Here is a 20,893-nt window from a genome sequence, read left to right as displayed (position 1 = left end):
CACAAGCGAAACCGCGGGGTGCTGTGGCATCCGTCCACCGCCGTCCCTGCCCGGTGACGCGCCGAGGCGCAAGACGGGTGCCCCGATCCGGCGGGATCCCTAGGGTGTGGTGCATGGCGATTCCCTCAGACGGTTACCCGCGTACCGCGGCCCGGAGCCCCCGTGTCCAGGTGGTCGAGACCACCGACTCCACGAACGCCGACGTCGTCGCCGCGGTCACGCACGATCCGGCCGGGTGGCCCCACCTGTCGCTGCTGGTGACCGACGACCAGCGCGCGGGGCGCGGGCGGCTCGACCGGTCGTGGACGGCGCCGGCGGGGACCGCGCTCGCGGTGTCGCTGGTGGTCGACGCCTCGACCATCCCCCTCGCGCTGCGCGGCTGGGTGCCCCTTGCGGCGGGCGCCGCGATGACGCGGGCGATCCGTACCCAGCTGACCGGTCACGGGGGCACCGCCGAGCTCAAGTGGCCGAACGACGTGCTCGTCGACGGCGGCAAGATCTGCGGCATCCTGGCCGAGGCCGTGCCGGGGACCTTCGACACGGTGGTGGTCGGCGCGGGGATCAACACGCGCATGAGCCGCGCCGACCTGCCGGTGACCACGGCCACCTCGTTCGCCGCGATCGGTGCCGAGTGCGACGACGACCGGCTGCTCTCCGACTATGTCGGGCACTTCGACGAGCTGCTGTCGCACCTGTCGTCGGGAGGAGCCGAGCGCGTGCACCGCGACATCGAGAAGCTGTGCACGACGATCGGGCGCGAGGTCACGGTCTCGCTTCCCGACGGAACGAGCGTGCGGGGGCGCGCGTCGCGCCTCGACGCGGATGGTCGCCTGGTCGTCGAATCCGGAACGATCGAGACGATCGTCTCGGCCGGCGACGTCGTCCACGTGCGCTGACGGGCACGCGCTGACGGGCACGCGCGCCGACGGGCGCGAGGGCGCACGGGCGATGACCCCGCCGCCGTTCCGCGTGTGCGACGGGTCTGACGCGGCTCACGCCGCACAATGAGAACGTGACCCAGCCGACCAGCTCGATCGGGCGCCCGCGCACGCCGGCGCCGGGCACCGCTGCGCCGGAACTGCGCATCGCGCGATTGCGGGCCCACGCGCGGCGTCTGACGTGGTCGGGCATCGTCCTGATCGCGGTCGCGGGGGCGACGGCCTACTTCTACGACAACCTCCCGGCGCCGTACGAGAACTGGATGCTGCTGACGACGGCCGGTGCGCTCGTGCTGCTTCTCGTGGTCATCCCGTTCCTCGTCTGGCTCTCGCACACCTGGACCATCACGACGCGCCGGGTGATCGAACGCTCGGGGCCGTTCGGGGCGAACCACCGCGAGATCTCGCACGTGCGGGGCTATGCGATCCAGATGCGGCGCGGCATCCTGCAGCGCCTGTGGGGCGCGGGCACCCTGTCGCTGTCGAACGGCGTGGAGCCGGCGCTGCGCATGAAGAACATCCCGAACGCGGTGCTCGTGCACGAGACCCTCGTCGACCAGGTCGAGGTCAACCAGATCCTGGCGCACCGCGATTCGCAGACGTTCGGCTCGGGCTCGGTCGACGTCTGACCCGAGCGGCGCCTCCCGGAGTGGGCGGCACCCGGCTCGCGCCCCCGTGACGGGCCCGACAGAATGGATGCCGACGGAAGGAGCGGCATGGTGCTGCGAGTCGGAGTGGTCGGTGGCGGACAGCTGGCGCGGATGATGATCGCGCCCGCCGTGGAGCTGGGGCTCGAGATCCGCGTTCTCGCCGAAGACGAGGGGATGTCCGCGGCGCTGGCGGCGACCGCCGTGGGCGACTACCGCGACGTCGACACCGTGCTGGCGTTCGCGCGCGACGTCGACGTGATCACCTTCGACCACGAGCACGTGCCGCAGGACGTCCTGGCCGCCCTCGTCGATGCCGGTGTCGCCGTGCACCCGGGTCCCGCCCCCCTGGGGGTGGCGCAGGACAAGCTCGTCATGCGTCGACGCATGGCCGAGCTCGGCCTCCCGCAGCCCGAGTGGGCGGCCGTCTCCGACGCCGCCGACCTGCAGTCCTTCCTCGACGACCACGGCGGTCGCGCGGTGGTGAAGACCCCGCGCGGCGGGTATGACGGCAAGGGCGTGCGCGTCGTGTCGGCCGCGACCGAGGCCGACGACTGGTTCGCCGCCCTGGCCGAGGACGGCAACGGGGGCTCGCTCCTGGTCGAGGAACTCGTCGACTTCACCCGCGAGCTCGCGCAGCAGGTGGCGCGGCGTCCGTCGGGCGAGGTGCGCGCCTACCCGATCGTCGAGACCGTGCAGCGCGGCGGCGTCTGCGCCGAGGTGCTCGCCCCGGCCCCCCGCGCGGCCGACCGAGTGCAGCGCGTTGCGGCCGAGATCGGCGTCGCTGTGGCCGAGGGGCTGGGGGTCACGGGCATGCTCGCGGTCGAGCTGTTCGAGACCACCGACGAGCGCATCCTCATCAACGAGCTCGCGATGCGCCCGCACAACAGCGGGCACTGGACCCAGGACGGAGCGGTGACGAGCCAGTTCGAGCAGCACCTGCGCGCGGTTCTCGACCTGCCGCTGGGGTCGACGGATGCCATCGCCCCGTGGTCCGTCATGATCAACGTGCTCGGCGGTCCCGTCGACGGCACCCTCGAGGAGCGCTTCGCGCCGGCCATGGCCGCCCACCCGTCGGCGAAGATCCACACCTACGGCAAGGCCCCCCGGCCGGGTCGCAAGGTGGGGCACGTCACCGTCATCGGCGACGACCTCGACGATGTGGTCTACGAGGCGCGCGGCGCCGCGGCGTTCTTCGACTGAGCCCGCGCTCGCGCGCCGTTCCGGCTTCTTCCAGCGAGCCGCCCTACCCTGGACCGGTGACCCGGCCGCTGCATTCCTCCGAGACGCCCGTGGTCGGCGTCGTCATGGGCTCCGACTCCGACTGGCGCGTGATGAGCGACGCCTCTCAGATGCTCACCGAGTTCGGCATCCCCCACGAGGTGGAGGTCGTCTCAGCGCACCGCACGCCTGACAAGCTCATGCGCTACGGCCGCGAGGCCCGCGGCCGGGGGCTGCGCGCGATCATCGCGGGGGCCGGAGGCGCCGCGCACCTGCCGGGGATGCTGGCGTCGGTCACCGCCCTGCCGGTCATCGGCGTCCCGGTGCAGCTGGCGACCCTCGACGGTCTCGACTCCCTGCTGAGCATCGTGCAGATGCCCGCCGGCATCCCGGTGGCGACGGTCTCGATCAACGGGGCGAAGAACGCGGGACTGCTCGCCGCGCGCATCCTGGGAACCTCCGACGACGCGGTGGCCGATCGGATCGAGTCGTACGCCCGCGACCTCGAGGCCCAGGTCGAAGAGAAGAACCGCCGCTTGAAGGACTCCCTGTGAGCGTGGCGGCCCCGCCGCGCCCCCGCCGGCAGGCGCCGCTCATCGAATCGCGCCCGCTGCGTAACCCCGATGCCTCCGATCCCGCGGTGATGACCCGCCGCGGCTGGTGGCTCGTCGTGATGAACTTCCTCGTGCCGGGGTCGGCCCAAGTGCTCGCCGGCACCCGCCGGCTGGGGCGCATCGGCCTCGGCGCGACCCTCGCGATGTGGGCGATCCTCGTGCTCACCGCCATCGGTGCAGCGCTCTGGCCGAGCGGATTCTTCGCCCTGGCGACGGGCTCGTTCATCCCCGAGTTCCTGTCGTGGTTCCGCCCGCTGCCGCTCACCCTCGTGCAGATCGCCCTGGTGGCCTACGTCGTGCTGTGGGTCGTGCTCACGATCGACACCCTGCGTCTGGTGCGCCTGGTCAAGGTCGGGCCCGTGGCGAGGATCGGCATGACGATCGTCTCGGTCGGCCTGCTCGTGCTCTCGGGCTCGGGGGCGGCGTGGGCCGCGCAGACCGCGGGCGCCACGCGCGACGCGTTCGCCGACATCTTCTCGCAGTCGGCGCCCGTCGTGCCGCCCTCCGACGGGTACTACAACATCCTCCTCCTCGGCGCCGACTCCGGCGAGGGTCGCGACTCCATGCGCTTCGACAGCATCTCGGTGGTCTCGGTCAACGCCACCACCGGCGCGACGACCATCACGGGCATCCCGCGCGACATGCCGGGCTTCCCCTTCGCTCCGGGCCCGATGCAGGACGAGTACCCCAACGGCCACGAGGGCAAGTTCGACCCGACCTGCGGGTGGGGGAGCGGCATCAATCAGCTGCGCACCGAGGTCGAGGTGTGCCAGGACGGCAACGCGCTGTACCCGAACGCCGTGTCGCAGGGCTCCGAGCCCGGCATCGAGGCCACGAAGGACGCGGCGGAGGGCATCCTCGGCATCCAGATCCCGTACTACGTGCTCATCGACATGAAGGGCTTCGCCGACGTGATCGACGCGCTCGGCGGAATCGACATCACCGTCAACGAGCGCCTGCCCAAGGGCGGCCCCGCCTACGACGGGCAGCCCGTCGACGACTGGGCGTTCGGCTGGGTCGAAGCGGGCGCGCAGCACATGGACGGCGACACCGCCCAGTGGTTCGCCCGTTCGCGCTACACGACCAGCGACTTCGACCGCATGGGTCGCCAGCGGCAGCTGCAAGAGGCGATCCTCGCCCAGTTCACGCCGCAGAACGTGCTCTCGCATTTCCAGGAGGTCGCGAAGGCGGGAACGAACGTCGTCGAGACCGACCTTCCGCAGGGCCTCATCGCCCCCACGCTCGTCGACCTCGCGCTGAAGGCAAAGGGACAGCCCGTCGGCACGCTGGAGCTGACCCCCGAGGGCGGCGTCGACGAGTTCGACCCCGACTACGCCCAGGTGCAGCAGATGGTGCGCGACAGACTGCACCCGCCGACCGAGACGGAAAGCCCCACCCCATGACCGTCACCCTGCGCGTCGTCCTCGACCAACTCGTCTCGCCGACCTCGCGCGACCTCGCCGAGGCCTCGGCGTCTCTCACCCAGGCGCTCGTCGACACCGCCCCGCGCGGCTGCGACGTGGCGGCGATCGTCCCCGCGCCCGGGCTGCCCGACGACGCCGGCGTGACCGGGCTCACCTCCGAGACGCGCCTGGCCGTGCGCCGTCGCGAGCTCGCGACCTCGTGGCAGCTCGGGGTCGCCCCCGGGATCGGCAAGGGCCTCATCCACTCGCCGACCGCCCTCGCCCCCCTCGTGCGCCACGACCGCGTCAACGAGACGCACCAGATCGTGGTGACCCTGTGGGATCTGCGCGCCTGGGAGACGCCCGACGAGCTGCCCAAGGCCGAGATCCTCGCGAGCCGCGCCCTGCTCTCGCGCGTCGCCAAGCACGCCGACGCCGTCATCGTTCCCACCCACGCGATGGCCGAGCGTCTCGCCGAGGTCGCCAAATCCAAGCTCGTGCAGAAGGTGCGCGTCATCGGCGGCGCCCCCGCCGCGGGCCTGCGCGTTCCCTCGGATGCCGTGGGACGCCTGCGCGCGCTCGATCTGCCCCTGTCGTTCCTCGCCGCCGCCGGAGGTGCCGCCGCCTCGGACGGACTCGCCGAGGTGTTCTCGGCCGTCGTCGCCTCGGGCTGGGAGGGCGACGTCGTGGTGTTGGACGTCCCCGAGGGGGAGGAACCGGCGATCGCCGACATCGCGGCGGCGGCGGGTCTCGCCGAGGCCCGCGTGCACGCGCGCGGCTCCCTCGACCGGTGGGACCGCGCGGCGGTGCTCTCGCACGCCGCGGCCTTCGTCACCGCGTGCGGACGCACCGATTGGCCGTGGCGCACGGTCGACGCGCTCGCCGTGGGCGTCCCCATCGTCGCCCTCGACACCCCCGTGCATCGAGAGGTGCTCGCCGACGCCGCGGTCTTCGCGGCCGCCGACGAGCTGGGCGCGGCCGTGGCACGGGCCATCGACGAAGACGCCGACAGACTGCGGGTCCTCGCCGGCGACCGGGCGAAGGGCTTCGCCTGGGAGGCCTGCGCCGACCGGGTCTGGGCCCTGCACGCCGAGCTGTGACCGCAGCGGACCACAGCGCGACGGCCCCCTAAGCTCGGACGCATGCCTGCACCCGTCGGGATCGTCGTCCGCACCCGTCACCGTCCCGGATTCCTCCGACGGGCGTTGACCGACATCGCTGCCCAGACCGAGACCGAGTGGCGTCTCGTCGTCGTCAACGACGGGGGAGACCCCGCCGAGGTCGACGCGATCGTCGCCGCCGCGGAGCTCGGCGAGCGCGTCGACGTCGTCCACATCGCCCCGGGAGACGGAGGGCGCTGCGCGGCGGCGAACGCCGGCATCCGCTCCCTGCGCACCGACTACGTCGTGCTGCACGACGACGACGACCGGTGGCATCCGGAGTTCCTCGCCCGCACCGGCGCGTGGCTCGACGCGCACCCCGACCAGGCGGCCGTGTCGACGGCGACCGAGATCGTCTACGAAGAGAACCGCGGCGGCGCGTGGGTCGAGGTCGGCCGGGTCCCCTTCTGGGCGGGCATGGCCCGCATCTCACTCGGCGAGATGATGTCGGTGAACCGCGCGGTGCCCATCTCGTTCGTCTACCGCCGGGCGCTGCACGACGAGGTCGGTGGGTACGACGAGACCCTCGACGCCGTCGAGGACTGGGACTTCTACCTGCGCATCCTGCGCGCGCACGACATCGGCTTCCTCGGCGGGGAGCCCCTGGCCTTCTGGACGCAGCGCCCCGACTCCGTCGGGCTCGACGCCAACAGCATGTTCGGCCTGGCCGCCGAGCACGCCCGCGACGACGCCGTCGTGCGCGACCGCGCCCTCGCCGAGTGGGTGCAGCGGGAGGGGGCCGGTCTGCCGCTGTACATGGCGTCCCTGCAGGCTCAACTCAGCGCTCAGCTCGACGGCGTCGCAGAGCGTCTGCGGGCCGAGATCCGCGACGATCTGCGGCGCGAGATCGACGCGCACCAGCCGGTTCTCTCGCGCCTGCGGGGGTGGCGCCGCCGCCTCGGGCGTCGATAACGGCCGCTTACCGATTCCACGCAATATTCCCATCCGTCACTCAAGCCACGCATAATGAACGCGTGAAGCACGCTTTCGACGCCGCCCGCCCGTCTCGCTCGAGGCGCGCGCGTGTCGCGCTGCCCGGCCTCCTGCTCGTGGCGGGTGTGCTGACGCTCTCGGCCTGCGCCACCCCGGTGGCGGGGGCCAGCCCGTCGCCGACCGCGTCGGCCACGGCGTCCGCCTCGCCGACGCCGACGGCGTCGCCGTCCGAGACCGCGGCTCCCGAGCCGACTCCCACCGAGAGCGCCACCGCCGACGCCCCGTACAACGGCGAGGTGCTCGTCATCACGTCCGAGGTGCGCGACGGCAACCTCGAGGTCACCGCGATGGTCCCCGGGGTGTCGGAATCGGGGGGAACCTGCACGCTGACGCTCGACGACACCCAGGCGTCCGTATCGGTCTCCGCCAACGAGGGGAAAGACGTCACTTACTGCGGCGTGATGTCGATCGCCGTCGACACGACCTCCGCCGACGTCGCGTTCCACGTCGGCTACTCCTCGTCGAACCTGCGCGCGCAGTCCGAGACGGCCACGATCGAGCTCGCGCCGTGAGGCAGCGGTCGCGCCGCCGCAGCGTTGCGGCGGTCATCGCCACGTGGGCCTGCGCCATCGCGCTGCTGGCCGCGGTGCCCGTCACCCTCCCCGCGACGATCGCCCCGGTCGAGTCGGCCGCCGCGGCCGACGCCCGCGACTTCAACCCGGGCAACATCATCGACGACGCGGTCTTCTACGACGGCTCGGCGATGGGCGCGGGCGAGATCCAGAGCTTCCTCAACGGCAAGGTCACCACCTGCCGGTCGGGCTACACCTGCCTCAAGGACTACCGGCAGAACACCGACGACCGCCCCGCCGACAAGTACTGCAACGGGTACGCCGGCGCGGCCAACGAGAGCGCCGCGACCATCATCGACAAGGTCGCGCGCTCGTGCGGGATCAGCCAGAAGGCGCTGCTCGTCCTGCTGCAGAAGGAGCAGGGCCTGGTCACCTCGACCGCCCCATCGGCCTGGAATTACTCCGCGGCCACCGGCCAGGGCTGCCCCGACACCGCGCCGTGCGACGCGTCGACCCAGGGCTTCTTCTACCAGGTCTACTACGGCGCCCGGCAGTTCGAGGTGTACCGCATGAACCCCAGCTGGTGGGGCTACCAGGCGGGCCGCTGGAACAACATCCTCTACAACCCCAGCGCGAGCTGCGGCACGGAGCGGGTCTTCATCGAGAACCAGGCCACGGCGGGGCTCTACATCTACACCCCCTACGTGCCCAACCAGGCGGCGCTGAACAATCTCTACGGCGAGGGCGACGGCTGCTCGGCCTACGGCAACCGCAACTTCTGGCGTACCTACTCCGACTGGTTCGGCTCGACGCAGGCCGGCGGCCGCCCCTTCGGCAACCTCGATGCCATCGAGGCGTACCCCGGCGGCATCCGTGTGCGGGGGTGGGCGATCGACCCCGACACCTCCGACCCGATCCAGGTGCACGCCTACCTCGCGGGCGACGCCACCGCGCTCACCGCCGACGGCGACCGACCCGATGTGGGCTCGGCCTATCCCGGCAGCGGCAGCAGGCACGGCTTCGATTCGCGCATTCCCGTGACCCAGGGGGGTAGTGGGCAGGTGTGCGTCTACGCCATCAACACCGCCCGCGGGTCCAACGTGACCCTCGGATGCCGCGACATGCCGTTCTACACCGGGTCACCGGTGGGCGCGGTCGACGCGGTCAAGGTCTCGTCGGGCTCGGTCACGGTCTCGGGATGGGCCATCGACCCCGACACGGCCTCGTCGATCGACGTGCACGCGTACGTCGACGGAGTCGGGACGGCCCTGCGCGCCTCCGGCTCGCGCACCGACCTCGCCACGCACTACCCCGTGCACGGCACGAAGCACGGCTACAGCGCGACGCTGAAGGTCCCGCTCGATGCGAAGCAGATCTGTCTGTACGGGATCAACACGGGTCGCGGCGACAACACGACCCTCGGCTGTCGCAGCATCATGACGCCGGCCTCGCGCGACATCGGTCGCGCGCCGATCGGCAGCCTCGATGCCGTCGACGTGGCGGGCACGTCGGCCCGCGTGTCGGGCTGGGCGATCGACCCCGACACGAAGAAGTCCATCCCGGTGCACATCTACGTCGCCGGAGCCGGTCGGGCCATCACCGCCGACGACTCCCGTCGCGACGTCGGTGGGGCCTACCCCGCGTACGGCAACGCCCACGGCTTCTCCGAGGTCGTCGACCTGGTGCCCGGCAAGAGCACTGTCTGCGTCTACGCCATCAACACCTCGGGCGCCAACACCACCCTCGGGTGCCGCGACGTCACCGCGGCCGATCAGGGGCGCGCGCCCATCGGGAACTTCGAGTCGGTCTCGGTCTCGGGGCGCAGCGCCACCGTGACCGGCTGGGCACTCGACCCCGACACCGTGCGTCCCATCGCGGTGCGCATCTCGGTCGACGGCAAGGTGACCCGCCTCACCGCCCAGGCCAACCGCCCCGACGTGGCCGGCGCCTATCCCGTGTACGGAGCGGCCCACGGGTTCTCGCGCGCGGTGGACATCCCCATCGGCCCCTCGAAGGTGTGCGTCACCGCCGTCAACACCAGTGGGCCCGACACCGATCTCGGATGCCGTTCGATCACCACGCGCGACGAGGGGCGCACCCCGATCGGCAGCGTCGACGAGGTGAGCGTCTCGGGCACGACCGCCACGGTGCGCGGGTGGGCGATCGATCCCGACACCGCGCGTCCCATCGCCGTCCACGTGTACGTCGGGGGTTCTGCCACGGCGCTCACCGCCGACCGGAGCCGGCCCGACGTGGGCGCGGCGTATCCGCCGTACGGTTCGGCGCACGGGTATCAGACGAACGTGCCGATCCCGGTCGGCACCTCGCGCGTGTGCATCTACGCGATCAACACCGCCGGCGCCAACCCTCTGCTGGGCTGCCGCACCGTGACCGGCATGGCCGGTGCCCCGGTGGGCCGTCTCGATGCGGCCAGCGGCGGGACCGGCACGGTGTCGGTGCGGGGCTGGGCGTTCGACCCCGACGTGAAGGGTCCCGTGACCGTGCGGGTCGCCATCGACGGCACGACGCGCGAGGTCCGGGCAGACAAGAATCGGCCCGACGTGGGGGCGGCCTTCCCAGCCGCCGGGTCGGCGCATGGTTTCGAGCAGCGGCTGACGGCCTCGAAGGGCAATCGGCGGGTGTGCGCGAGCGTCGTCGACGACAAGGGCGGCTCCCCCGTGTCGCTGGGCTGCACCTCGGTCACGGTCCGCTGAGGCAGGGCGAGCCGAACCGCTGAACGGGCCCGTCGATCGTCGTCGCGATCGACGGGCCCGTTCCGCGTTCGCCGGCTCTGTCGGCGTGCGTGCGGCCTCGCCTCGTCGGCGCAGCGGGGACCCTGCGGGGGCGAGCGTCAGCCTCGAGTGGCGCTCGCCGTATCGGGGAGGGCGGACACGTGCTCGCTCTCGTCGGCGCCGCGGACGATGAGCGCGCGGGTGAGCACGGCCAGCCCGCCGAAGAAGGCGATGCCGAGCAGGGGCACGGCCAGCGGGGGCGACCACTGCCACGCGGCGAGGAAGTCCGCGGTCTCACCGGCGAGGTAGCGGTGGGCCGTGCGGACGGTCGTGACGGTCACCCCGAGCACGAGGAACGCGGGGAGCAGCCACCGCAGCATCGCCACGAGCCGGTTCACGCCCGCGTCGAACGGAACGCGGTCGGGCCCGGAATCGACGGCGAGGGCCGCGATGACCAGCAGGGCGGCGACCAGCGGCATCGTGTAACGCCCCTGCCAGCCGTATCCCGACCACTGCAGGCCCGACAGGACGCCCGGGATGAGGGTCGCCGAGGCGAAGGCGAGCAGGATCGCCCACCGCGCCCGCCGGGAGGCGAGACCGAAGCAGAGCACGACGACACCGCCGAGCAGCAGGATCCACGACGTGGACAGGATGTTCGGGCTGCGCAGATCGAGCCAGCCGAGGTTGCCGTACATCTGGGTGACCTGCTCGTGGTAGTTCGAGTAGAACACCGAGATCCCCGCGAGCCCGTCGCCGAGGGTCGCCGGTTTCTGCACGCCCACGTAGTTCGTTCCGTGCAGGACGACCCACGCGACGCTGAACCCGGTGACCACGGCGATGCCGCCCGCCACGATCCAGGCCCGTCGATCGGTCAGCAGTCGGCGTGTGCGAGCCACCCCGGCCAACAGCAGCAGAGCCACGGCGGTGACGGCGAGGAACAGCGGCGAGAGTCCGCGCGAGACCACGAGCACGCACGACGCGGCGAGCAGAAGGGTGTGCTCCTCGCCCCAGCGGGTGGTTCGCGGACCGCAGGCCACGGCGAAGCCGGCGACCGTGGCGGCGAAGAGCGTCGCGATCTCCCAGGCGCTGGGGTTCAGCACCATGCCGACGTAGAGCGTCATCGGGGTGAGCAGCAGCGAGGCCGCGAGCAACGGCAGAGGGGTGCGCGCGGTGCGTCCGAGCAGCGACAGCCCCCACGCGAGGAAGAGGGCCGTGACGAGCGCCGCCAGACCGCGGGCCAGATACAGACCGTATTCGGTGGGAACGAGCAGGGTGCCCAGGCCCGTCCAGAGGTAGAAGACCGGGTTGTAGAGCCCGGCGTTGGTCTGTGCCAGCACCTCGGCGGTCGAGGTGATGCGCAGCGGGCCCTGGCAGGCCGCGGTCACGTCGGGCTGGAAGGCGATGCAGCCGGCGAGCAGGTCCATGTTCGCGAACCGCGCCGGCAGGGTGGGCTCGAGCATTCCCGCCTGCCCCCGCACGACGGCTGCGGCGTACACGTAGTGCGCCGCCTCATCGGCACCCGAGGCGATCGGCAGGAAGACCGCGCCGGACAGCAGCATCGCCAGCAGGGCGACGAAGATGACCGCGATGTGGGGCACACGGTGCCGGGGGAGTGACAGACGGAGGGGGAACGAAGGCATCGGGTGGATCTCTCTGGGGCCGACGTTCACCGGCATGGTGAAGGCGGCGACGGCCGGTGCGATCTTACAAGCCGTCTCCTCCACACCCCCTCGGCGTCCGTCGGGCGACGGCGGACCCGCTGGTACGATGATGCCGATGTCTGCGGCACGATCGAGCACTCTGGTCATCGTTCCCGCCTGGAACGAGGGCGAGAGCGTCGGTCCCACCGTGCGGGAGATCCGCGCTCAGCCCGAGGGGTGGGACATCCTCGTCGTCGACGACGGGTCCCACGACGACACGGCGCAGCGAGCCCGCGAGGCGGGGGCGACGATCCTCTCGCTGCCCTTCAACCTCGGTGTGGGCGGAGCCATGCGTGCCGGCTTCCGTTACGCGCAGCGCCACGGGTATACGCGGGCCATCCAGGTCGACGCCGACGGCCAGCACAACCCGCGCGACATCGCCGCGGTGCTCGACGGTCTCGAGTCCGCCGACATCTCGATCGGGGCGCGGTTCGCCGACGTCGGCGACTACGCCGCCCGAGGACCGCGCTGGTGGGCCATGCGCATGCTCGCAACGGTGCTCTCGCGCATCGCCGGCACGCGCCTCACCGACGTCACGAGCGGCTTCCGCGCCGCCAACGTCCGCGCGATCGACCAGTACGTCGTCTACTACCCGGCCGAGTACCTCGGCGACACGGTGGACTCCCTCGTCAACGCGCTGCACGCCGGTCTCACCGTCGTGCAGGTGCCCGTGGCGATGCGTCCGCGCGCCGCGGGGCGACCGAGTCAGAACCCGTTCGGCGCCGCCGTGTACCTGCTGCGATCGGTGTTCGCCCTGTCGCTCGCGATGATGCGGGGTTCCGCAACGAAGACCGGAGTGAGCGCATGATCGTCATCGCGGGAATCGCGTTCGCCGTCGTGGTGCTGACGATCATCGTCGTCCTGCTGCTGCGCCGGCAGCTCCGCGAGAAGTACGCCACCCTGTGGCTGCTGATCGGTTTGGCCCTGCTGGTGATCTCGATCTTCCCGGGGCTCCTTGTTCAGCTCACCCACCTTCTGGGCGTCGAAGTTCCCGCCAACCTGATCTTCGCGATCTCGATCGTTCTGCTGGTGGGCGTGGCGCTGCACCTGTCGTGGGAGCTGTCGCAGGCCGAAGAAGAGATCCGCGTGCTCGCCGAAGACGCCGCGATCAACCGGGCCGATATCGAGGCCCTGACACGACGCCTCGACGCGCTCGAGGGCGCCGGGTCCGTTCCGGGCCCCGCTCAGCCGTCCACCGAGGGTCCCGACCGCCCCTGACGCGGTGCGCGGGCCAGCCGCGACTCACGGCGTGGGCGACTCCGACGGGCGCGCCGGAAAGATCCAGTACCGGTAGGCGAAGTAGTTCCAGACGGTGGTCGAGCCCACCGCCACGATCTTGCCGACCACCCAGGGCAAGCCCAGGGCCGCGATGCCCGCGACGATGCCGGTCGTGGCGACGGTGTTGAAGGCGACGAGCGAGGTGTATTTCAGGGCGCTGGATGCCATGCCGGCGTCGGACGAGAAGGTGAAGGTCCGCTGCAGTACGAAGGTGACGGCGAAGCTGAGCAGGAAGGCCGTGGGGGTCGCGATGACCAGGGCCACCCCGAACACGTCGTGCAGCAGCGCCAGCAGGCCCACGTCGATGAGGAACGCCCCTCCTCCCACGACGAGGTAACGCACCGCGCTGTGCGACCAGACGCGGCGCACGGCGCGGGCGAGGGGACCGGAGTGGACCGGTCCCCGGCGCCCGCGGTCGCTCACGGGCGTTCGAGGTACTCGCGCAGTCGCACGCCGGCGTCGCCGAGCGGGACACCGGCGGCCTCTGTCGCTCGCGCGTCGAGCACGCTGTTCAGCGGACGGGGCGCCACCGGCCCCTGAGCGCCGGCGAAGTACTCGTCGGTGCTCACGCCGCTGACGCGCGCGGGGTCGTGACCGGTCAGCTCGAACACCCGGCGGGCGATGTCGAACCAGGTGGTCGGTTCGCCCTGGCCGGTGACGTTGTAGACGCCGGCGGGGGCGCGCGTGTCGAGCAGGGCGCGGATCGCGGCGGCGATGTCGACGGTGAACGTCAGGCGTCCCACCTGGTCGTCGACCACGCGCGGATCGATACCGCGTTCGGCGAGGGAGGCCATGGTGCGCACGAAGTTGTTGCCCTCGCCGATCACCCAGCTGGTGCGCAGGATGTAGTGGCGGGGGACCGCCGACACGAGGGCGTCGCCCGCGGCCTTCGTCTGGCCGTAGACGCCGAGCGGTGAGACGAAGTCGTCGGTCGCGTAGGCGCCGTCCTTCGTCCCGTCGAAGACGTAGTCGCTCGAGACGTGTACGAGGGTGATGCCGTTGGCGGTGGCGATCCGGGCGAGCGCTGCCACCGCGGTGACGTTCGCGGCCCACGCCTCGGTGCGCCCCTCCGGCGTCTCGGCCACGTCGACCTTGGTGTACGCGGCCGCGTTGATGATCGTGCCGTAGTCGCGCCAGCGGCGCGCGGTGTCGAGCTCGGGCGAGGTGAGGTCGAGCTCGGCGCGCGAGGCGTACTCGATCCACGGGTGGTCGCCGAACTCCGCGCGCAGCGCGAGGCCGAGCTGACCGTTCGCCCCGGTCACGAGGATCTTCTGCGGGGGCATGGGCACCACGTCGGCGAGGCGCGGGTGCTGGATGTCCTTGGCGCTGATCTCGACCTCGTCGAGGGGGATGGGCCACGCGATCGCCGCGGTCTCGTCGGCGAGGTTGAGGAAGGTGTACGTGGCGTCGGGCGACCAGTGGTCGTTGACGAGATACGTGTACGCGGTGTCGGGTTCGAGCGTCTGGTACGAGTTGCCGACGCCGCGCGGCACGAAGATCGCCGTCGACGGGTCGAGCTCGGTGGTGAACACGGCGCCGAAGCTGTCGCCCTCGCGCAGGTCGACCCAGGCGCCGAAGATCCGGCCGGTGGCGACCGAGACGTACTTGTCCCACGGCTCGGCGTGGATGCCACGGGTCGTGCCGACGGCGTCGTTGAACGAGATGTTGTTCTGCACCGGGCCGAAGTCCGGCAGCTCGATCCCGGCGGCCGTCATCTTCTCGCGCTGCCAGTTCTCTTTGAACCAGCCGCGGGCGTCGCCGTGGACCGGCAGATCGAGCACGACGAGCCCCGGGATGGGGGTCTCACGCACCGACAGGGACTTGCCGAACTCGATGGACACCGTGGTCACTGTCCCTTGCTGGCGTAGAAGGCTTCGACGCCGTCCTTGGTGGGCGCCCACCAGGCTTCGTTGTCGCGGTACCAGTCGACCGTGGCGGCGAGCCCCGACTCGAAGTCGCCGTAGGTGGGCTTCCAGCCGAGCTCGGTGCGCAGCTTGGTGGAGTCGATCGCGTAGCGCAGGTCGTGTCCGGGCCGGTCGGTGACGAGGTCGTAGGCGTCGGTGGGCTGGCCCGCGAGCTGCAGGATCAGTTCGACGACGCTCTTGTTGTCCTTCTCGCCGTCGGCGCCGATGAGGTACGTCTCGCCGATCTCGCCCTTGTCGAGGATCGTCAGCACGGCGGACGAGTGGTCGTCGGCGTGGATCCAGTCGCGCACGTTCTCGCCCGTGCCATACAGCTTCGGGCGAATTCCGCGGAGCACGTTGGTGATCTGGCGGGGGATGAACTTCTCGACGTGCTGGTACGGGCCGTAGTTGTTCGAGCAGTTGCTGATGGTCGCGCGCACGCTGAACGAGCGAACCCAGGCGCGCACGAGCAGGTCGGAACCGGCCTTCGTCGAGGAGTACGGCGACGAGGGGTTGTACGGCGTGTTCTCGGTGAAGCGCGCGGGGTCGTCGAGCTCGAGGTCGCCGTACACCTCGTCGGTCGAGATGTGGTGGAAGCGCACGTCGTGACGACGCGCCGCCTCGAGCAGCGTGTAGGTGCCGATGATGTTGGTGTCGAGGAAGGGGCGCGGGTCGTGCAGCGAGTTGTCGTTGTGCGACTCCGCGGCGTAGTGCACCACGGCGTCGGCCTCGGCGACGAGCGGGTCGACCACGGCGGCGTCGGCGATGTCGCCCACGACCAGGCGCACGCGGTCGGCGGGCAGCCCCTCGAGAGAGGCGCGGTTGCCCGCGTAGGTGAGCTTGTCGAGCACGGTCACCGTGTGGTCGGTGTGCGCGATGACGTGGTGCACGAAGTTGGAACCGATGAAACCGGCGCCACCGGTCACGAGAAGACGACTCATACCGACAGGTTACCGGGGCGCCCGGGCCGATCGCGGGGCACCCGGATTGGCAGGCGCCTCCGGATGGGGGAAACTGGACCTCATGCGCGGAATCATTCTGGCGGGCGGCACGGGCTCCCGACTGCACCCCATCACTCAGGGCATCTCGAAGCAGCTCGTACCGGTCTACGACAAGCCGATGATCTACTACCCCCTGTCGACCCTCATCCTGGCCGGGATCCGCGACATCCTCATCATCACGACGCCGCAGGACTCCGAGCAGTTCCAGCGGCTGCTGGGCGACGGTTCGCGCTTCGGGATCTCGCTCACCTATCGGGTGCAGCCCTCGCCGGACGGTCTCGCGCAGGCCTTCATCCTGGGCGAGGAGCACATCGGCTCCGACTCGGTCGCCCTCGTGCTCGGCGACAACATCTTCTACGGCCAGGGCATGGGAACGCGCTTGCGCCAGTACAGCGACCTCGATGGTGGTGTCGTCTTCGGGTACCGCGTGGCCGACCCCACGGCCTACGGCGTCGTCGAGTTCGACGCCGAGGGGCGCGTCGTCTCGCTCGAAGAGAAGCCCGAGCACCCCAAGAGCAACTACGCGGTCCCGGGCCTGTACTTCTACGACAACGACGTGATCGAGATCGCCCGGGCCCTCAGGCCGTCGCCGCGCGGTGAGCTCGAGATCACCGACGTCAACCGCACCTACCTCGAGCAGGGGCGCCTGAGCGTCGAGCTGCTCCCGCGCGGCACGGCGTGGCTCGACACCGGCACCTTCGACTCGCTCAGCGAGGCGACGGAGTTCATCCGCACGGTCGAGAAGCGTCAGGGGCTGTCGATCGGCTGCCCCGAAGAGGTGGCGTGGCGCATGGGCTTCCTGTCCGACGACGAGCTGCGCGAGCGCGCCGAGCCGCTGGTGAAGAGCGGCTACGGCCGCTATCTGCTCAGCGCTCTCGAACATGGCGCCGAGCGCTGAGCCGGAGCGGACGACACCTCTGACCGAGGAGACGTCCGCTTCCGCGCGTCCGGGTTCCGCGGGGCGCGCCGTGATCTACGCCGTGCGCGCGGCGGGCCGGATCGAAGAGACCAGCGTGCTCGCCCTCGAGGCGTTGCGCCGCGTGTCGACCGCGGTCGTCCTCGTGCACCCCGGGCCCCTGGCATCCGAGGTCCGCGCCCGCCTCGACGATCTGATCGACGACGTCATCGAGACCGACGGCGAGGAGTTCGACTCGGAGGCGTACGCCCCCGCGATGGAACGTCTGCGCCGCCGGTGGCCCGCGATCGACGAGATCGTGCTCACCGGGGACTCGTGGTTCGGTCCCGTGGCCGACCTGGCTCCGTTGTTCGAGCGCATGGCCGACAGCGCCGCCGACGTCTGGGACGTTCTGCCGGCGGCTCCGCCGCGCGAGGCCTTCCCGGGCGAGGGGTTCCCCGCCATCGCCGACCGGCCCTGGTTCTTCACCGTGGTCCGCCGCGCGCTGTTCGAGAGCGCCGCGTGGCACCGGTGGTGGGGGCCGACGTCGGCCCCCAGTGAACGGGAACGCTCGCTCGTCGCGGAGATGACCGCGGCGGGCTTCGCTCACGAGCGGGCCTTCGACACCACCCGCTTCCACGCGCACGACCCCGGGCTGTTCGCGCCCGAGGATTTGCTCGACGTCGACGTGCCCTTCGTCGACCGCGCGGTGTTCACCAGCTACCCGCCGTTCCTCGATCGTTTCGCGATCATCGGCAGCGAGATCGCCGCGATGATGGGCGAGCGCGGGTACCCGCTCGACGTGCTGCGCTCGAGCCTCGCGACGTGCGTGGCTCCGAAGGCGCTGAACACCACGCTGGGGCTGCTCTCGGTGCTGTCCGACGAAGCGGTCGAGCCCGAGGCGGGATCGTCGCTGTCGATCGCCGCGGTCGTGCACGTGAGCGACGTCGACGAGATCGACGAGGTCCTGCGCCGCTTGCAGTTCCTCCCGTCGGGCGCCTCCGTGTTCATCACGACGACCGAGGGCGTCACGGCGGCCCGCCTGGAGCGTCTGCTCGAAGCGTGGGCGACGACCAACGCGCACACGTACGAGCTGCGCGTGACCCCCCAGAGCCCCGGCCGCGACATGGCGGACTACTTCGTCGGATGCCGCGACGTCATCCAGTCCGACCAGTACGACCTGGTCGTCAAGCTGCACATGCGCCGCGCACCCTGGAAGACGATGAACCGGCTGCGGTACTTCCGCCGGTACCAGTTCGACAACCTGCTCAGCAGCCCCGGCTACGTGCGCAACCTGTTGTCGCTGTTCGAGAAGGAAGAGCGACTGGGCGTCGTCTTCCCGCCGATGATCCACGTCGGCTACGCGACGATGGGGCGCGGCTGGGCTCTGCTCGAACCCCACGCCGAACGGCTGAGCAAGCGCCTCGGCATCCGCGTGCCGCTCGACGCCGTCTCGCCGCTGGCGCCGTACGGGGGCATGTGGGTCGGGCGTCCCGCGGCCTTCCGCGTGCTGACCCAGCGTCGGTGGACCTTCGCCGACTACGGCTGGAAGGGCGAGCGGCGCTTCGGTCACCTCGCCCACCTGCAGGAGCGCCTGGTGAGCGCCGCGGCCGGGCAGGCCGGGTACTACTGCCGCACCGTGCTGAACTACGCGCACGCCGAGATCGGCTACACCGCGCTCGAGTACAAGGTCGACCAGATGTTCTCGACCACCCGCGGGTGGCCCGTCGAGCAGATCGGGTTCCTGCACAGGGCCGGCTACACCGGCTACGGCGGGACCGTCGCCCTCGTGCGCATGTACGTGCGCACGAATCATCCGCGGGTGGCGGACGCCTTCCGTCCCGCATACCGCGTGGCGCTGCGGGCCCACCGTGTGCTGTCGGCGGGTCGCCGTGTCGCCTCGCGTCTGCGCAGCGAACGGGGCGAGAAGGAGCGAGAGGTGTCGTCGTGAAGACCGCAGAGCTGATCGGAGACTGGACCCGTCCGGCCGACACATTCCCTCCCGACGGCAAGCGGCTGCTCATCTACGTCGTCTTCGACCGTCGCGGCGAGGTGGGCGACTTCGTGCTCTACGCCCTCGAGCACATGCGCGCGTTCTGCGACGAGATCGTGGTGGTCTCGAACGGTCCGCTCACCGCCCAGGGCCGCGCGCGGCTCGAGACGGTCGGCGACCTGGTCCTCGAGCGACCCAACGAGGGCTACGACATCTGGGGCTACAAGCACGGTCTGGACGCCGTCGGGGAGCGCGTGTCGTCGTTCGACGAGCTGCTGCTCGTCAACGACACCTGGTTCGGTCCCATCCGGCCGTTCGGCCCGATCTTCGAGCGCATGAACGCGCACCCCCTGCACTTCTGGGGCATGACGGACCACCTGCGGGTGGAACCGCACCCGTTCACGCAGGACGAGGACTACCTGCCGTACCACCTGCAGTCGTACTGGGTGGCCGTGCGTCGGAATATGTTCACCTCGCCCGAGTGGGACGCCTACTGGCGCGACCTCCCGGCGATGACGACGTACTCCGACGCGGTCACCAAGCACGAGGGGATCTTCACCCAGCACTTCACCCAGCAGGGTTTCTCGGGCGAGGTCGCGTTCCCGACGCTGACCGACAAGATCGAGAACCACGCGGTGCTCTACGCCGAGCAGCTCATCGACGCCGGGTGCCCGACGCTGAAGCGACGGCCGTTCTTCCAGTGGCCGGTCTTCCTCGACCGCGTCGCGGTGGTCGGCAAGTGGACCCTCGAGGCCGTGGAGCGCAACGGCTACCCGGTCGAGCTCATCTTCGACGACCTGGCACGCAACGTCGAGCCGCGCGTGCTGAACGCCGATGCCGCCCTGTTGCGCGTGCTCTCGCCCACCGACGACGGCTACGACCCGTCGAAGCCGATGCGCACGGCCGTGTTCGCGCACATCTTCTACGTCGAGATGACCGACGAGATCCTCGATCGCGCGGGTTACCTGCCCGGCGACGTCGACCTGATCGTGACGACGCCCGAGCGCGAGCGCGCCGACGAGATCGAGCGCATCATCGCCGCGCGGGGGTTCCCCGGGCGCGTCGAGGTGCGGGTGGTCGCGTCGAACAACGGCCGCGACCAGGCGGCGTTCCTCATCGGATGCCGCGACGTGCTGCTGTCGGACCGGTACGACCTGGTGGTCAAGATCCACTCGAAGAAGACGCCGCAGGACGGCGCGAACATGGGTCGTCACTTCCGTCGCCACCAGTTCGAGAACCTGCTCGGCGGCCCCCACGAGGCAGCGACCATCGTCTCGCTCTTCCAGCAGCAGCCGGGGCTCGGGCTCGCGTTCCCGCCCACCGTGCACCTCGGTCACCCGACCATGGGGCACGGATGGTGGGCGAACCGGCCCGGGGTGGCCGAGTTGTGCGCCGAGCTCGGCATCCGGGTTCCGCTCGACGAGGTCTCGCCCCTCGCGCCCTTCGGGTCGATGTTCTTCGCCCGTCCGCAGGCGCTGCGCCTGCTTCTGGAGCGGGAGTGGACCTACGACGAGTTCGGCGGTGCCGAGGCGTACGTCGACGGGGGACTGGCGCACATCCTCGAGCGGATGCCGGTCTACGCGGCCGGCGAGCTCGGGTACCACTCGATGACCATCGCCACCCCCGAGTACCTCTCGAAGAGCTACACCGCCTTCGACTACAACCTCGACCACATGTCGGCCACGATGCCCGAGGACACGCAGCACCAGGTGCAGTTCCTCCGACGCGCGGGCTACATCGGGTGGGGACGGTTCCGTGACTTCGTCGACATGTGGGTCCGGCTGCACCGTCCCTCGGCCGCCGACCGCATCGATCGGGCATTCACCTCCACCGAGCGTGTCCGCGGGGGCCTCTGGCGCGCGCGACAGCGACTGCGTCGTCGGTGAGTTCAGACCCCGTGCA

At 70.9% G+C, this 20,893-nt stretch carries 18 protein-coding genes; 14 read left to right on the top strand and 4 right to left on the bottom strand.

The features are described 5' to 3' along the window. Positions 1-113 precede the first annotated feature (113 nt). From IFU40_RS10845 to IFU40_RS10805, 9 genes are all read left to right on the top strand, one after another. Positions 114-896 (top strand): biotin--[acetyl-CoA-carboxylase] ligase, encoded by a 783-nt coding sequence (locus tag IFU40_RS10845; RefSeq protein WP_191926317.1) that lies wholly within the window; start codon positions 114-116, stop codon positions 894-896. A 116-nt stretch (positions 897-1,012) separates the two neighbouring features. Beyond that, complete coding sequence (locus tag IFU40_RS10840) at positions 1,013-1,567, top strand: PH domain-containing protein (RefSeq protein WP_191926316.1); 555 nt, start codon at positions 1,013-1,015, stop codon at positions 1,565-1,567. A gap of 87 nt (positions 1,568-1,654) precedes the next feature. Next, positions 1,655-2,788 carry a 5-(carboxyamino)imidazole ribonucleotide synthase gene (locus IFU40_RS10835; protein ID WP_055834445.1) on the top strand — a complete coding sequence of 378 codons (1,134 nt, stop codon included), beginning with the start codon at positions 1,655-1,657 and terminating at the stop codon, positions 2,786-2,788. A gap of 104 nt (positions 2,789-2,892) precedes the next feature. Next, positions 2,893-3,360 (top strand): 5-(carboxyamino)imidazole ribonucleotide mutase, encoded by a 468-nt coding sequence (purE, locus tag IFU40_RS10830; protein WP_055835907.1) that lies wholly within the window; start codon positions 2,893-2,895, stop codon positions 3,358-3,360. After that, a complete protein-coding gene (locus tag IFU40_RS10825) occupies positions 3,357-4,823 on the top strand; it encodes an LCP family glycopolymer transferase (protein ID WP_191926315.1) in 1,467 nt (488 codons plus the stop codon). The genes purE and IFU40_RS10825 overlap by 4 nt, the downstream gene beginning before the upstream one ends. Beyond that, the gene (locus IFU40_RS10820; protein ID WP_191926314.1) at positions 4,820-5,923 is read left to right on the top strand and encodes a glycosyltransferase; all 1,104 of its coding nucleotides are present in this window, start codon (positions 4,820-4,822) and stop codon (positions 5,921-5,923) included. Before IFU40_RS10825 ends, IFU40_RS10820 begins: the two co-directional genes overlap by 4 nt. A gap of 42 nt (positions 5,924-5,965) precedes the next feature. Continuing rightward, positions 5,966-6,895, top strand: a complete 930-nt coding sequence (locus IFU40_RS10815) for a glycosyltransferase family A protein (protein WP_191926313.1) — start codon at positions 5,966-5,968, stop codon at positions 6,893-6,895. A gap of 62 nt (positions 6,896-6,957) precedes the next feature. After that, the gene (locus IFU40_RS10810) at positions 6,958-7,488 is read left to right on the top strand and encodes a hypothetical protein (RefSeq protein ID WP_055834456.1); all 531 of its coding nucleotides are present in this window, start codon (positions 6,958-6,960) and stop codon (positions 7,486-7,488) included. After that, complete coding sequence (locus IFU40_RS10805) at positions 7,485-10,202, top strand: hypothetical protein (RefSeq protein WP_342343512.1); 2,718 nt, start codon at positions 7,485-7,487, stop codon at positions 10,200-10,202. The genes IFU40_RS10810 and IFU40_RS10805 overlap by 4 nt, the downstream gene beginning before the upstream one ends. Positions 10,203-10,339: 137 nt before the next feature. On the opposite strand, the gene IFU40_RS10800 is transcribed toward IFU40_RS10805, so the two are convergent. Continuing rightward, positions 10,340-11,860, bottom strand: a complete 1,521-nt coding sequence (locus IFU40_RS10800) for a DUF2142 domain-containing protein (RefSeq protein WP_191926312.1) — start codon at positions 11,858-11,860, stop codon at positions 10,340-10,342. A 130-nt stretch (positions 11,861-11,990) separates the two neighbouring features. On the opposite strand from IFU40_RS10800, the gene IFU40_RS10795 reads away from it, so the two are divergent. Both IFU40_RS10795 and IFU40_RS10790 read left to right on the top strand, forming a co-directional pair. Continuing rightward, positions 11,991-12,728, top strand: coding sequence for a glycosyltransferase family 2 protein (locus tag IFU40_RS10795; RefSeq protein ID WP_055834463.1), 738 nt, complete (start codon positions 11,991-11,993; stop codon positions 12,726-12,728). Continuing rightward, positions 12,725-13,138: a DUF2304 domain-containing protein gene (locus IFU40_RS10790; RefSeq protein ID WP_055834466.1), complete on the top strand. Its 414-nt coding sequence runs from the start codon at positions 12,725-12,727 to the stop codon at positions 13,136-13,138. The genes IFU40_RS10795 and IFU40_RS10790 overlap by 4 nt, the downstream gene beginning before the upstream one ends. A 24-nt stretch (positions 13,139-13,162) precedes the next feature. Here IFU40_RS10790 and IFU40_RS10785 read toward each other — a convergent pair whose 3' ends face one another. From IFU40_RS10785 to rfbB, 3 genes are read right to left on the bottom strand one after another with little or no spacing between them, the layout of a single operon-like run. After that, entirely contained in the window at positions 13,163-13,621 is a 459-nt protein-coding gene (locus IFU40_RS10785) for a GtrA family protein (protein ID WP_055834468.1), read from the bottom strand. After that, a complete protein-coding gene (locus IFU40_RS10780; RefSeq protein WP_191926452.1) occupies positions 13,618-15,039 on the bottom strand; it encodes a sugar nucleotide-binding protein in 1,422 nt (473 codons plus the stop codon). The genes IFU40_RS10785 and IFU40_RS10780 overlap by 4 nt, the downstream gene beginning before the upstream one ends. A 5-nt stretch (positions 15,040-15,044) precedes the next feature. After that, the gene (rfbB, locus tag IFU40_RS10775; protein ID WP_191926311.1) at positions 15,045-16,043 is read right to left on the bottom strand and encodes a dTDP-glucose 4,6-dehydratase; all 999 of its coding nucleotides are present in this window, start codon (positions 16,041-16,043) and stop codon (positions 15,045-15,047) included. A gap of 82 nt (positions 16,044-16,125) precedes the next feature. Between rfbB and rfbA the strand changes: the two genes are divergently transcribed. The 3 genes from rfbA (at position 16,126) to IFU40_RS10760 (ending at position 20,877) form a co-directional block, all read left to right on the top strand. Continuing rightward, a complete protein-coding gene (gene rfbA / locus IFU40_RS10770; protein WP_191926310.1) occupies positions 16,126-17,001 on the top strand; it encodes a glucose-1-phosphate thymidylyltransferase RfbA in 876 nt (291 codons plus the stop codon). 70 nt (positions 17,002-17,071) lie between these two features. Further along, positions 17,072-18,949, top strand: a complete 1,878-nt coding sequence (locus IFU40_RS10765; protein WP_191926309.1) for a rhamnan synthesis F family protein — start codon at positions 17,072-17,074, stop codon at positions 18,947-18,949. Beyond that, entirely contained in the window at positions 18,946-20,877 is a 1,932-nt protein-coding gene (locus IFU40_RS10760) for a rhamnan synthesis F family protein (protein ID WP_191926308.1), read from the top strand. Before IFU40_RS10765 ends, IFU40_RS10760 begins: the two co-directional genes overlap by 4 nt. Positions 20,878-20,893 lie beyond the last annotated feature (16 nt).

It is taken from the genome of Microbacterium sp. CFBP 13617, assembly GCF_014839445.1.
GTDB lineage: Bacteria > Actinomycetota > Actinomycetes > Actinomycetales > Microbacteriaceae > Microbacterium.
The sequence above is the reverse complement of the archived record's forward strand: the minus strand, read 5'-3'. Positions and strand labels throughout refer to the sequence as shown.